15 protein-coding genes and 1 pseudogene are annotated in these 13,184 nt (G+C 61.9%); 4 read left to right on the forward strand and 12 right to left on the reverse strand.

Annotation, left to right across the window (positions count from 1 at the left end; genetic code table 11):
- Positions 1 to 30 precede the first annotated feature (30 nt).
- From ACNPM8_RS10075 to ACNPM8_RS10095, 5 genes are all read right to left on the reverse strand, one after another.
- Entirely contained in the window at positions 31 to 1,032 is a 1,002-nt protein-coding gene (locus tag ACNPM8_RS10075) for an exonuclease domain-containing protein (RefSeq protein ID WP_105658459.1), read from the reverse strand.
- Positions 1,033 to 1,259: 227 nt separating this feature from the next.
- On the reverse strand, positions 1,260 to 1,757 hold the full coding sequence (locus ACNPM8_RS10080; protein ID WP_448939783.1) for an SRPBCC family protein: 498 nt from the start codon (positions 1,755 to 1,757) through the stop codon (positions 1,260 to 1,262).
- 189 nt (positions 1,758 to 1,946) lie between these two features.
- Positions 1,947 to 2,642, reverse strand: a complete 696-nt coding sequence (locus ACNPM8_RS10085) for a hypothetical protein (RefSeq protein WP_105658437.1) — start codon at positions 2,640 to 2,642, stop codon at positions 1,947 to 1,949.
- Positions 2,639 to 3,556 (reverse strand): ABC transporter ATP-binding protein, encoded by a 918-nt coding sequence (locus tag ACNPM8_RS10090; protein WP_105662601.1) that lies wholly within the window; start codon positions 3,554 to 3,556, stop codon positions 2,639 to 2,641. The genes ACNPM8_RS10085 and ACNPM8_RS10090 overlap by 4 nt, the downstream gene beginning before the upstream one ends.
- 29 nt (positions 3,557 to 3,585) lie before the next feature.
- Positions 3,586 to 3,945, reverse strand: a complete 360-nt coding sequence (locus tag ACNPM8_RS10095; protein ID WP_181148913.1) for a GntR family transcriptional regulator — start codon at positions 3,943 to 3,945, stop codon at positions 3,586 to 3,588.
- Between the two features lie 383 nt (positions 3,946 to 4,328).
- On the opposite strand from ACNPM8_RS10095, the gene ACNPM8_RS10100 reads away from it, so the two are divergent.
- Positions 4,329 to 5,456: an HNH endonuclease signature motif containing protein gene (locus tag ACNPM8_RS10100; protein WP_426734837.1), complete on the forward strand. Its 1,128-nt coding sequence runs from the start codon at positions 4,329 to 4,331 to the stop codon at positions 5,454 to 5,456.
- Between the two features lie 66 nt (positions 5,457 to 5,522).
- On the opposite strand, the gene rdgB is transcribed toward ACNPM8_RS10100, so the two are convergent.
- The 3 genes from rdgB to ACNPM8_RS10115 all read right to left on the reverse strand — a co-directional run bounded on the left by rdgB (position 5,523) and on the right by ACNPM8_RS10115 (position 7,632).
- A complete protein-coding gene (rdgB, locus tag ACNPM8_RS10105) occupies positions 5,523 to 6,155 on the reverse strand; it encodes an RdgB/HAM1 family non-canonical purine NTP pyrophosphatase (RefSeq protein WP_448939784.1) in 633 nt (210 codons plus the stop codon).
- A complete protein-coding gene (gene rph / locus ACNPM8_RS10110) occupies positions 6,152 to 6,886 on the reverse strand; it encodes a ribonuclease PH (protein ID WP_388025335.1) in 735 nt (244 codons plus the stop codon). The genes rdgB and rph overlap by 4 nt, the downstream gene beginning before the upstream one ends.
- Before the next feature lie 89 nt (positions 6,887 to 6,975).
- Complete coding sequence (locus ACNPM8_RS10115) at positions 6,976 to 7,632, reverse strand: helix-turn-helix transcriptional regulator (protein ID WP_105662597.1); 657 nt, start codon at positions 7,630 to 7,632, stop codon at positions 6,976 to 6,978.
- Between the two features lie 88 nt (positions 7,633 to 7,720).
- Between ACNPM8_RS10115 and ACNPM8_RS10120 the strand changes: the two genes are divergently transcribed.
- Positions 7,721 to 8,185, forward strand: coding sequence for a hypothetical protein (locus ACNPM8_RS10120; RefSeq protein ID WP_402697282.1), 465 nt, complete (start codon positions 7,721 to 7,723; stop codon positions 8,183 to 8,185).
- 228 nt (positions 8,186 to 8,413) lie between these two features.
- Here the strand turns inward: ACNPM8_RS10120 and ACNPM8_RS10125 are convergent.
- The 4 genes and pseudogenes from ACNPM8_RS10125 to clpS all read right to left on the reverse strand — a co-directional run.
- Positions 8,414 to 9,208: pseudogene (locus ACNPM8_RS10125) on the reverse strand (MBL fold metallo-hydrolase); the annotation flags it as partial.
- Entirely contained in the window at positions 9,205 to 10,128 is a 924-nt protein-coding gene (murI, locus tag ACNPM8_RS10130) for a glutamate racemase (protein ID WP_105662596.1), read from the reverse strand. The pseudogene ACNPM8_RS10125 and the gene murI, both read right to left, overlap by 4 nt.
- Positions 10,129 to 10,131: 3 nt before the next feature.
- Entirely contained in the window at positions 10,132 to 10,710 is a 579-nt protein-coding gene (locus ACNPM8_RS10135) for a DUF2017 domain-containing protein (RefSeq protein ID WP_105662595.1), read from the reverse strand.
- Positions 10,711 to 10,712: 2 nt separating this feature from the next.
- Complete coding sequence (gene clpS, locus ACNPM8_RS10140) at positions 10,713 to 10,997, reverse strand: ATP-dependent Clp protease adapter ClpS (protein ID WP_105658428.1); 285 nt, start codon at positions 10,995 to 10,997, stop codon at positions 10,713 to 10,715.
- Positions 10,998 to 11,139: 142 nt separating this feature from the next.
- Here clpS and ACNPM8_RS10145 point away from each other — a divergent pair, with 142 nt between their 5' ends.
- On the forward strand, positions 11,140 to 12,438 hold the full coding sequence (locus tag ACNPM8_RS10145; RefSeq protein ID WP_105662594.1) for a nicotinate phosphoribosyltransferase: 1,299 nt from the start codon (positions 11,140 to 11,142) through the stop codon (positions 12,436 to 12,438).
- Positions 12,439 to 12,542: 104 nt separating this feature from the next.
- Positions 12,543 to 13,136: an isochorismatase family protein gene (locus tag ACNPM8_RS10150; RefSeq protein WP_105658426.1), complete on the forward strand. Its 594-nt coding sequence runs from the start codon at positions 12,543 to 12,545 to the stop codon at positions 13,134 to 13,136.
- Positions 13,137 to 13,184 lie beyond the last annotated feature (48 nt).

The raw sequence follows: 13,184 nt of genomic DNA on the forward strand, positions 1-13,184 counted from the left end.
GATCTGTGCCGGCCCCGCTTCTGCGGTCTGCTAGGCGGTCAGCCCGAACCCGCCAACCATCTGCATGAACTCGCCTTCGGAGATGATGCTGACCCGCTGGCCCTTTTCGCGCAGCCGGAGTACGTGCTTGGCCTTGTTGGTCAGCCGCCCGTTGGCCAGATCCTCCGGGACGAAGCCGTCTCCGACGACCAGCGCCGTGGTGGCGCGGGTGACCCGCGAGGCGGTCTGCGCGCCGTGTTCGGCGGCCAGTTCCTTGGCCTTGGGGCGCGGCATGGACAGGTTGCCGGTGAACACCATGATCTGGCCGAACAGCGGATGGCTGGGATCCGCGTTGTCGCTCGGCTTCGGGTTCGGCCCTTCCTGCGGCCAGTTGTTGAAGGAATCCTGCGGCGGCAACGGGTTGCCTGCAGCCAGCCAGCCTTGGGCGTCGCGGGTGGCGCGGGACAGTTCGTGGCCTGGCTGCCACGGCTGGGTCAGGCTCAGCCGGACGCCATAGTGGTCTGCCGTCTCCAACACGGACTGCTGTCCGCTGCGCCCGGCGATATCGATCATTGCCCAGGCACAGGCCACAGCGTCAGCCAGGGCCTCGTGGTGGTTTTCGATAGGGTGTCCCGCTTCTTCGGCAACGAACGGCAGCGAGTAGCTGGGCAGATCGTAGGCCTTGCGGGAGAGCTTGACGGTGCACAGGTGCGCAATTTCCGGTACCGGCAGTTCGCCGGCTTCGCACGCCGCGCGGATCACTCCGGAATCGAACGAAGAATTGTGGGCCACCAGCACGTCGGATCCGATGAATTCCAGCAGTTCCGGAATCCTGTCGGTCACCCGTGGCGCGGCGCTCACCATGTCGGGGGTGATGTGGTGGATCGAGACGTTGCGCGGGTCGAAGTGGTCGAAGCCTGCCGGCGGCTGCATGAGCCACTGTTCGGTTTCGACGATTTGCCCGGAGCGTACCTTGACCAGGCCCACCGAACAGGCGGAGCCGATAAAACCGTTTGCTGTCTCAAAATCTACTGCTGTGAAGTCCAATGCCACGCCCAATAGCTTACTCGCTTAATCGCTGGCACCGGCATGCGTGACATTCGCGCACCGTGCACCGCGCGGTGACCGCCGGGCGATAACGTGCCAATAATTCGCTGCAACCCGATTTTGACCTGTATCGATCAAGTTATCGGCGGCCTGGCTGGCTTGGGCGCAAGGCAGGGCATCTCACAATCATCAGCCGGCCGCATTGAGCGAGTCGAACCCTGCACGCAGGGAACTCAGTGCCCGAACAGCTCCTCGTAATGCTCACTGAGCGCCGGATAGTAATCGGCCTCGAAGTCCACGCTGTCGGCATCGGCTCCGTTCACCACGGCTGCCAGGCGGTCCAGGTAGTAGTCCCAGCCCGGCCCGACGGAGCCGGCGAGCTGCGGGTCAAGGCCCGGCATCCGGAAGACCAGGGAACTGCCCTCGCCGCAGGACTGCACCGCGAGCTCCAGCCGCCAGGCCGAGGGGCCTGTTCCAAGTTGCACCTGCAGGTGGTGCATGCGCGGATCGCAACGCAGGATTTCGACTCGTTCGGTGGGTGAACCGTCCTCGAGCAGCATCACTACGTCCACCGCGCCGCGCTCCGGGTCCCCGTGCCATGGGCCATACCAGAGCGCCAAGCACTGGGAGTCAGCCAGATAGCGCCAGATCCTGCTCGGGGATTGGGTGAACTCGCGGCGCATTTCCAGCGCTCCGTCTGCGGTTCGAATTCCGGTCGGCGAGGCGCTCATGATTTCTCTCCTGGGTTGCTCCCCTGCCGCCGCGGCACGGGCGGCTCCAGCGCCTTCACCGGCAGTCATTGAAGAATAGCAAATCGCGGTCCCGGGCCGCTGGGCGCCTTCTTGCAAAAGCAGGCACCGGTTCCCTTCCCCCAAGGGAAAGGGAACCGGTGCCCATATGCCCTGCATTTCGGACCCGGGCTAGGCGGTTGCCTTGCGCAAGGTGAGATAGGATCCTCCTGCCATCAGCAGGGCCACCAGGCCGCCCCACAGCGTGATCCCCGCGGCGGTCCAGGTCAAGGCCCAGCTCCAGAACTGGTCCCAGTAATTGCCGAAGGTGAACAGGGCGATGATTCCCAGCACCACCACACCCAGCAGGGTGAAGAAAACCACCATGCCCGTGGTGCGCCACCTCATGTAGATGGTCGCTATCAGGAAGCCGACCATGAACAGCAGCACCATCAGCACGAAGTAGAACAGGATCTGGACCAGCCAGTTGTTATCCGCAATCCATTGCAGGGCGAAGAACTGGCCGCCCATGCCCCAACCACCGGTGGCGACTTCCAGCAATCCAATCAGGTAGTAGAACACCGACAGAACCAGTGCGCAGACGGAGAACAGTGCCACGGTTCCCAGATAGAAGGTACGCCGCGAAATGCTCATGGCCATGGAGAACGGGAAAGTCAGCGTCAGCGCCTGGATACCCAGGGCCAAGAAGTACCACATCGGCGCTTGGGCGCCACCGCTGTACAGCCCTTCGTCGCTGCCGTTGCGCCGGACCAGCCACCAGATGGCCAGTGTGAAGAGGAACGATCCACCCAGGATTATCAGCGGGATTCCAATGAAAGTGGCTTTGTTGATCAGTTGCATGCGGGCGACTTTGATGATGCGGTTCATTTTCTTGCCTCCGTCCGTTCGTCGATCCCTGTTTCGGTGGTGCTGCTCAAGGCGCTGCGGACTACCAGTTGCTGCAGCGACACCGGACTCAGGTCCAGGCCCATGAGCTTCGCTTGTTCGCGCTGCTCCGAATCCAGCTTGGCCTTGATGGTGACGCTGGCCAGGGCGCCGAGTGCATCACGATGGATTATCTGCGCGGAGCCGATGAATTCCTGGACCTTGGCGTCCTCGCCAGTTACCGTTACCGCTGTGCCGCGCAGCTCTTCGGCATCCGAGTCGATGACGATTCGCCCCTTGTCGATCACGATGACGTGTTCGAGCAGGTTGGCGACTTCATCGATCAGGTGGCTGGAGAGCACGATGGTGCGTGGATATTCCGCGAAGTCTTCGACGAGGCGGTCATAGAAGATCTGCCGCGCTACCGCGTCCAGGCCGAGGTAGGGTTCGTCGAAGAACGTGATGTCCGCCCGCGAGGCCATGCCGATGATCACGCCCACCGCGGACAGCTGCCCGCGGGAGAGCTTCTTGATCCTGCGCCTGGTCGGCAGTGCGAACGCCTCGACGAGATCCTGGGCCAGTTCCTCATCCCAGTTCTCGAAGAACAGGGCTGCGGATTTGAAGGCCTGGTGGACCTTGAAGTCATCGGGGTACTTCTGGGATTCGCGGATGAAGCAGATGCGCGAGAGCGTCGGATCATGCTCGAAGGGGGCGTGGCCGAAGATTTCGGCGGTGCCTTGGTCCGCATAGTTCTGCCCGGTCAGGATGGACATGAGCGTGGTCTTGCCGGCCCCGTTGCGTCCAAGCAGCCCGTAGATACGGTCGGGTTCCAGTTCCAGGCTGACGTTGTCGAGCGCTCGCACGTCCTTGTAGGTCTTGCTCAGCTCGCGTGTGGCGATTGCTGTCGTTCGTGGCATGTCGTTCCTCCCTGCCTAGTAGAGATGTTTCAAGAATCCGAACCGGTCTTGATCATGGCGACCAGCTCATCCAGGCCAATGCCCAGCTTGGAGGCTTCTGCGGTCAATGGGGTGATGAATTGCTGTTGGAATTTCTCGCGGCGCTGTTCTCGCAGCCGCCGCGGTGCACCTTCGGTGACGAACATGCCGATCCCCCGCTTCTTGTAGAGCAGTCCGTCTTCCACGAGCCGGTTGATTCCCTTGGCTGCTGTGGCCGGATTGATCCGGTAGAACGCTGCGAATTCATTGGTTGATGGAACTTGCGCTTCTTCTGCAAGAACACCAGAGATGATGTCGTTCTCAATCAGCTCAGCAATCTGCAAGAAGATCGGTTTTGAATCATCAATCATGCTGGCTCCTCTCCGTGCTCATTTCCACTAGGTTAGTTAGTGGGTTAGTTACTCATGTAACTAACCATAGAACCTAGTTCGGTTCTGTGCAATAGCGGGGCGGCAAAATATCCACGGAAAATCCGGTACCCCAAACTGTCCGCCTCGCTATCTATGCTGGGAACTGTCGACGGGGCTGCCTGGAACGGGCACCGGCGATGGTGCGTTCACCGTGGTGAGCACGGAAATGGAGCGGCAGACCGAGACAACGCATGGCGCAACTCGAAACCGGGAAGGGCTGGCGATGGCTACGAATAATTTGCAGTATCTGGCCCAGGAAAATAGTGATCGCACGCTGGGCAATGACCGCAATCCACGGATTGCAGGCCTTTATGGGAGGGACCATGCAAGAACTTTTCAATCGCCTTGAGGCTCCGGATCCGCTTCTCGGAGCATTGGATCGCCAGATCCTGCTCGGGCTGTACAAGGTGCTTTTCCCCGAATCCACCGGTGAAGAAATGGCCCGCGCTACCCGGCGCGAGCTGATCGCCAGAATCCAGGACTCGCGCGCTGGCACCATGCAGCGTCCCGGCCGCAATATCCTGGACTACCCCTTGCGCCGCCCGAACCAAGCGGCATTGAATCGCGCACTGCTCACCGGCACGAAGGGCCAGCCGGTATATTGGTGCCGCCAGGCAAATGCACTGGCTTCCGCGGCGGCCCTGGGGCAGGAGAACGAGTCATTCCGCTGGAATTTGGAGGAACCCCTGCGGGCAGGCGATCTCGTCCTGACGGCATTGGAGGGCACTCCAGCGTTGATTGCCAGCCTTGAAATCACCGAAGCCGATGAGGCGGAGCGGCTCACCTTCACCAATTTGGCGACCTTCACCGACCCGATCTCCGTGGCTGAGCTCGAGTCCATGATCGGCGCAGAACTTCCAGGACGCTCGCAGTATTTGGCAGATTCCCTTGCCCAGAAGCTTCTGGGCAGCATCGGGGATCTTCTCGAACGCCCCCGCCCGATATTCGTCACCGCCGGACCTTGCACTCCCTCGCAGCCTGCGAAGGCCAATGAGGTGCTGGGCGTTGTGGCCATCCTCCAGAAGGCTTCACCGTATGAACCGCTTGCTTGCGAAATCTGCGATCGGGATATTTCTGCCAGACCCGAGGTCCATCTGCCGCAGAGCCATCACAACGGCCTGCGTTGGGAGATCCAGGACCATGCCGATGAGGTGGTGCTGCTTTGCCGTGGCTGCCACGACATGGCCCACCAGCCAACCCTGGAACAGCTCCGGAAGTTCGCGAAGCCTGCCTGCCCGGAATGCGGGGAACGCAATCCGCTGAAGATCATCTGGGGAATGCCAAGCTTCATGCCCAATGACGACGAGTACGTCACCGCTGGCTGCATGATGCCTGTGGGGCCTCCCGCACAGTGGCAGTGCCGCGCATGCGAAACCCAATACCTGGTGACCGAGTTCGACGAGCGGCCCTACCTGGCCCTGGCACGGTCCGGCGAGAACTTCCCGCACTAGCGCAAAAACGCCAGCAAATCCGTTTCAGGATTTGCTGGCGTTCTTGTTCTATCCGGGATTTGGAGGCTACTTGGCCAAGGCCTTGGTGACCTCATCGATGATGCTGGGCAGCAACGCGGCGAAGGCGCGAGCCCGGTGCGAGATCGCGTTCTTCTCCTCCGGAGTGTGCTGGGCCATGGACTTGCCGGCACCGGCCGGTTCGAAGATCGGATCATAGCCGAACCCATGCTCGCCGGCACGCTCGGTGCGCAGCACGCCCTCGACCTTGCCCAGTTCCACGTGCTCGGCACCCTCTGGGGTAGCCAGTGCCGCGGCGCAGACGAACTGCGCTGCGCGGTGCTCGGCTGCAATATCGCCGAGCTGGCCGAGCAGCAGATCGATATTCGCTTCGTCATTGCCGTGCACCCCGGCCCAGCGCGCCGAGAAGATTCCCGGCGCTCCCCCGAGCACATCCACGCTCAAGCCGGAATCATCGGCCAGCGCCACCAGGCCGGTGGATGCCGAGATCTCGCGAGCCTTTTTCAGCGCATTGCCCTGGAAGGTGACCTGGTCTTCAACCGGATCGGCAGCCCCAGCGGTGGCGGCGTCGATGACCTGGCTGTCAACATCCAAGCCCGGCACCTGCCCGCGCAGCAATTCGCGCAATTCGCGCAGCTTGCCCTGGTTGCGCGAGGCAAGCACCAGTACCGGCTTGCTCATTTGGTGCTGCTCAGGGTTTCACGCTGGATCTCGGCCAGCTCGTTGGTTCCGCCAAGGGCCAGGTCCAGCAGGGCATCCAGCTCCTCGCGCTTGAATGGAACCCCTTCGGCGGTGCCCTGGACCTCGACGAAGTCGCCGGATCCGGTGACCACGACGTTCATGTCGGTCTCGGCGCGAACATCTTCCTCGTAGGGCAGGTCCAGCATCGGGGTGCCATCGATGATGCCCACCGAGATCGCGGCGACCGAGTCGGTGAGCACCTTGGCGTTGGCCTTCACGATGCCCTGCGAACGGGCCCAGGAAATTGCTTCTGCCAGTGCCACGTAGGCACCGGTGATGGCGGCAGTGCGGGTGCCGCCGTCGGCCTGCAGGACGTCGCAGTCCAGCACGATGGTGTTTTCGCCCAGGGCCTTGGTGTCCACGACGGCACGCAGCGAGCGGCCGATCAGGCGGGAAATCTCATGGGTGCGGCCCGAGAGCTTGCCCCGGACCGATTCGCGGGAGTTGCGGGTGTTGGTAGCACGTGGGAGCATCGCGTATTCAGCGGTGACCCAGCCGGTGCCTTCGCCCTTGAGCCAGCGTGGCACGCCCTCGGTGAAGGACGCGGTGCACAGCACGCGGGTGTCGCCGAATTCGATCAGCGCCGAGCCTTCGGCCTGAGCGGACCAGCCACGGGTGATGGTAATGTCTCGAAGTTGCGCGGCTCCTCGGCCGTCAGCGCGTAAAGTCATGCTTCCATCCTAACCACGCGCACCGCTCGATCTGTACGGGTGAACCCGCGAGTTACGGTGAAATGCACCTCGTGGCGTATCCTTGGCAACTATTGAGGATGCACCACAACGCAGCATCGCCCCGGACGCGGGCTCAGCTCGGCCCGGCTGCAATCCAACTGGCACCCCTCCAAGACGCCTGAAACCAGTTCATAGTTCATGGAGCAGACCAGTTCGGTCTGCTGCTGCGCGACCAGATGGAAGGGGCAGTTCCCCATGGAGATCTCTCCTCGCTCGTCTGTTTCAGGCGCATAGCCCAGCTCGTCCAGCGACGGCACGAGCCCGTCACCGGCCTGCCCCAGGTTCTGCCCCTCGCCACGTGCCGCCTGACGCAGCGCCTGGAGCACAGCCCCCGAGGCATCGGCACTGGCCGCGTTCGCCAGCAAGCTGCCCAAGAGGCGGTAATTGCGCGCTGGCAAGCTCACGGATACTTCCTCTTGGGCGAGCGCGTAAAGTTTCGCGGTGCGCCCGGCCCCCGGCCCGTTTTTGCCTTCCGGCCGTGCGAAAGTCACCGCCAGCAATCCTGCGCTTGCCAGCCGGTCCAGATGGTAGGCGGCCAGGGTCCGGCTGATTCCTGCGGCCTTGGATGCCGCGTCGCGTCCTGCCGGTTGCGGACTTTGCGAAATGAATTCGAACAGTCGCCGCCGAACCGGATCGTTGAGCGATTTGAGGACCGCATCTTGCTGCAAGCTCAGTTTTGTCGACATGCCAGAATTCTATCAACAATGGATCTTGACAAATAGGCCCGAGAGGCGAATTCTGGGTATACGTTCAAACCTTTGGAGGGTGATCGCCATGAGCGCCTCATGGAGCGAGAAGCATCCGGTCTCGCACATACGGGCAACAACAGCTGCACGAGTCAACACCGACCCGTCGTTGAGCGCATTCTGGATCCTGCGCATTGGATTTGTCGTCCTGCCCCTGCTGATGGGACTGGACAAGTTCGCGAACGTCATGACCTACTGGCCGGAATACCTGGCCCCGTGGATCATTGCCATCGTGCCGTTCTCCGCGCAAACCGCCATGCATTTCGTTGGCGTGGTGGAACTGGTTGCCGCCGCATCGATGATCATCAAGCCGCGCTACGCGAGCTATGTGCTGTCACTGTGGCTGCTGGGCATCATCGTCAATCTGGTCTCGATGGGCATCTTCCTCGATGTCGCCCTGCGCGACGTGGGACTGCTGGTCGCCGCATTGGCCCTGACCCGACTGGCCAGCAAATACGACAAGCCCTGGGGCGCCAAGCACGGCGCCGGCTAGGCTGCTTCCGGGAACGCGAAAAGCACCGGCGCAGAGGATATTTCTTCCTGTCCGCCAGTGCTTTTTCCCGGTTCCGCGTGCCTACTTCTTGCGTTTGAGCAAGGGGAACTTGCGGGTCTTCTCGTACTTGATGGTCGGCATGGTGCCGGTACGGGTCTTCAGGTAGTCGGTACCGCGCTCCCCCTTGAACAGGGCCGGGTCCTTGTCTTCCTTCAGGCTGCCGGAGTACACGCCGTAAGTCACCCCGGAAACGGCAACAGCGATCCCGCCGTCGTAGGTTTCCTTGGCTTCCTCGACTACCTTGTTGATGTCGGTCCATACCGGAATGTGCGTCAGCAGCATGCGCTCGGCACCGGCCGCGGTCGCCATTTCGCCAGCACGCTTGCCCGTCAGGTGCACGCCGTCGATATGGTCATCGCGGCCCTCTTCGAAGGCCGCTTCGCACAGGAACATGTCAGCGCCGCGGGCTGCCTCAACCAGGCCATCGCAGCTGTCGGTGTCCCCGGAATAGGTCAGCACGCTGGTCAGCAACTCGCCATCGGGGCCCGGCTCATGCGCTTCCACGCGCAGCGCATAGGCTTCCTTGATCGGGTGGCGCACCGGGTAGGGAGTGATGGTGAAGGGACCGATGTTCACCGGCTGCAAGGATTTCCAGACCTGGAAGTCGTAGTCCTTGGCCATGGTGTCGCCATCGGGCAGGGAGTAGGCCGTTTCAATGCGTTCGGCGGTATCTTCCGGACCGTGCACCAGCATCCGGTCCCGGCCCCAGCCCTTCGGATCCCAGCGAATCGCCACATGCAAACCGCAAAGGTCCATGCAGTGATCCGGATGCAGATGGGAAATCATGATCCCGTCAATGTCTTTTAAATCGGTGTAACGCTGAAGCACGCCCAATGCGCCTGAGCCCAGATCCAGCAGGATCTTCCAGTCGCGCGTGCCATCAAAGGCCGACACCAGGTAGCAGGAAGCGGGCGATCCCGGCCCTGGGAATGACCCGGTGCATCCAATGATGGTCAGCTTCATTCGTTACTCGCTTTCGACGCGGCAATCATCTGCGGGGTAATCCGCGAAATAGCTCCGGTCGGATAGTGGGCGGCTACATGGTCCACGTGGCGCACCTGCAGCACCTCGGGTCCGAGGAATCGGCGAGCCAGTACACCAAAGCTATCAGCGTTGCCTGTGGCTAGGAACTCATGACGCGCCGCGGCGCCGTCGTTGCGCACCAGGGCATGGCGGGTCAACGCCCGGAAAACGTCCTTTGCCGTTTCCTCGGCACTCGAAACCAAGCTGACCGAATCCCCCATGACATAGGAGATCACGCCGGTCAGCAACGGATAGTGCGTGCATCCCAGAACCAGGGTGTCTACATCGGCGGCCTGCAGCGGCGCCAGGTATTCCTGCGCGATCTCCAGCAGCTCGGCACCGGCGGTAATGCCGGACTCCACGAACTCCACGAAACGCGGGCAGGCCACGGTGGAGACCTGCAAGTTCGGCGCGGCCGCAAAGGCGTCCTCGTAGGCGCGTGAACCAACAGTCGCCTGGGTGCCGATGATGCCGATCTTGCCATTCTTCGTGCCGGCTACCGCACGGCGCACCGCCGGCTGGATGACCTCGACGACCGGGATGCCATAGCGCGCGGTATAGCGCTCGCGAGCATCGCGCAGCACTGCGGCAGAGGCCGAATTGCAGGCAATCACCAGCAGCTTCACGCCACCATCTACCAGCTCATCCATCACCCCCAGCGCATTGGCCCGAACCTGGGCAATGGGCAGCGGGCCATAGGGAGAGTTGGCGGTATCCCCCACATAGATCAGCGATTCGCCCGGCAGCTGGTCAATGATCGCGCGGGCCACGGTCAGCCCGCCAACGCCCGAGTCGAAAATGCCGATGGGGGTATTGGCCTCCGGGGCCGAGACCTGCCCGGTAGCAAAGTAGGAATTCATGGATTAGAACTCCGCATCCATCAGTGCAGCCATCAGGGTATCGAGGACCCATGAAATCAGGTTGTACACCAAGGACATGTATTCGTCCGGGGTGTTCACCTCGGATGCATCGAGCACCTCTGCGACCCGGGCCGAATCCTCTTCACTGCGGATTTCCAGGCGCTCTGCGAGCACCAGGCGCACGTCGTTCAGCGCTTGGGCAAAACGCGTCGCGGTGTCCTTGTCCAAGACCAGCTTTTCGGTGTCCAGCAGCATCTGGGCCTCGCGCAGGCGGCCAACCTTTTGCGCGATCAGGTCGGCTTCGGTCAGCCGGCGATGCTCCGCGGCGGCCACTGCGTCATCGCTGGCATCCGGCAGCAGCCTGGCCAGCGCTGGATCGGAAACCGGCGGCAGGTCCATGGACTCGGGCCGCATGCCGGTCAGGGCGTAAAGCGGATCAACATCTTCGGGCAGCTGGTGCAGCTGCGCACGCTCCTCGAGCATTCCAATGACATCGCCGAAGAGTTCGCGGATCAGTTTTCGTTCTGCGGAGTGCAGTGTTCCGGTAATGCCCTTGGAACCGTTCTTGAAGGCCTTCGCCACGTTCAGGCTCCCTGGGTCATCGTTGCGTTCAGGCCGAATCCGTGCATTGCCTGCACATCGGATTCGATAGCTTCGCGGCTGCCGCTGCGCACCGTGCAGAAGCCGTCATGGTGCACCTGCAGCATGAGCTTCTCGGCTTTTTCCGCGCTGAAACCAAAGTAGGAACGGAACACGTAGGATACGTAGCTCATCAAGTTCACTGGATCATTCCACACGACCAAGCGCCAGGGCTTGTCTTGGGATACCAGGGTTTCAAATTCGGAAAGTACATCGGGCATTGCGGTCATGGCTTCCATTTTACGCTTGGAAGCTGAACGCAACACCGGACACGGCAAATATCACCTTGAGCGTGAGCCGTTATACAGTAAAACCGGTCTGCTTTCCCAAGCAGCACCGTATAAGGCCTTTTCCGATCATCAGGAGCGTCACATGCGCACCAGTCTCTTCACCGACCACTATGAGCTGACCATGCTCCAAGCAGCGCTGGGATCCGGTGCAGCTCACCGCCCGTCTGTCTTCGAGGCATTCGCTCGCCGCTTGCCCGAGGGCCGGCGCTATGGCGTGGTCGCAGGTACTGGTCGCGTGCTCGAAGGGTTGGCAAACTTCCGCTTCGATGACGAACAGCTGCGTTTCCTCAGCGACAACAAGGTAGTCAACGCGGAAACCATCAAGTACCTGGAGAACTTCCGCTTCACCGGCAGCATCTCCGGCTACGCCGAGGGCGAGTTGTACTTCCCGAATTCGCCGCTGCTGACCGTGGAGTCGACTTTCGCTGAAGCCTGCGTTATCGAGACTTTCCTGCTCTCGGTCATGAACCATGATTCGGCCATCGCTTCGGCGGCATCGCGAATGATCGCCTCGGCCGGCGAACGCCCATGTATCGAGATGGGCTCGCGCCGCACCCATGAGGAATCAGCAGTGGCTGCCGCGCGGGCCGCCATGATTGCCGGATTCACTTCAACGTCCAATTTGGAAGCCGGTGCCCGCTATGGCTTGAAGACCGTTGGCACTTCGGCCCACTCGTTCACCCTGCTTCACGACACCGAGCGCGCCGCCTTCGAAGCGCAGGTTGCCTCGCTGGGCAAGGACACCATCTTGCTGGTGGATACCTACGACGTGGAGAAGGGCGTACGCACCGCGGTTGAAGTTGCGGGTCCGGAACTAGGCGGAGTCCGGCTGGACTCGGGCGACCTGGTGCAGCAGGCAGGCTGGGTTCGCGAGCTGCTTGATGACCTGGGCAACTGGAACACCAAGATCACCGTGACCTCGGACCTCGACGAGTACGCGATCGCCGCCCTGGCCAGCGCCCCGGTTGACGCCTATGGCGTCGGCACGGCATTGGTCACCGGCTCCGGCCATCCGACCGCGTCGATGGTTTACAAGCTGGTTGCCCGCCAAGACGATTCGGGGCAATGGATTCCGGTCGCCAAGGCCGCGGCGAACAAGGCCAGCGTGGGCGGGCGCAAGTACGCGGTGCGCCAGCTCAATGAACGCAACCGCGCTGTCGCTGAAATCGTCTCCACTTCCGAGTACACCACCGGCGGCCCCGAGCGGGATCTGGTGGTCCCGTTGGTGCGCCATGGCGAGATCGATCAGGCGTACGTGGGTGCAGCTGGCGTCAAGCTCGCCACCGAGCGCCACTTCGCATCGGTCCAGGAACTGCCAGGCGTGGCACGCAAGATGCAGCGTGGCGAACCGGTCATCCCGACCGTCATGATCCAGGACTAGTCGAACACACGAAAATCCCAGCTGCGGGACGTAGGATCCAGATTCAAGGATCCTGCGGTCCGCAGTTTTCCAATCTCTACACTTCCCCCAGCCAGGAGGCAGCGATGAGCAGAGCCCTGTTGATCATTGATGTCCAACCCGACTTCTGCGAAGGCGGAGCCCTGGCCGTGACCGGCGGCAACGCCGTCGCAACGGCCATTGCCGCGGATATTGCCGAACGCCGCGATGCCTACTCGGCAATTGTCACCACCCAGGATTGGCATATCGAGCCCGGGAATCATTTCTCGGAAACCCCCGACTTCATTGATTCCTGGCCGGTGCACTGTGTCGCCGGAACATCTGGCGCCGCCCTGCATCCGCAGCTCGCCGAGGTGCCCCTGGATGCGCACTTCGCCAAGGGGCGCTTCACCGCAGCCTATTCGGGTTTCGAAGCCAGAGTGCTGGATCCATCGGCTGACCAGGCTGATGAAAGCGGAGAACTGCTAGGTCCATGGCTCAAGGCCAGAGGCATTGACTCTGTAGATGTCGTAGGGCTCGCCGCGGATCATTGCGTAAAGGCGACCGCCTTCGATGCAGCTGAAGCAGGATTCACCACGACCATCATTTCTCCGCTGACCGCAGCAGTCTCGCCGGAGAATCTGCCGGCGATACGCGAGGAACTGAGGGCAGCCGGGGTAACGGTGATTTCGCTGGGTTGATGATCCCCCGGAAAGCAGAAACGGCGTTTGCTCCTGACCGAATTTTCC

The organism is Glutamicibacter sp. AGC46, assembly GCF_053543715.1.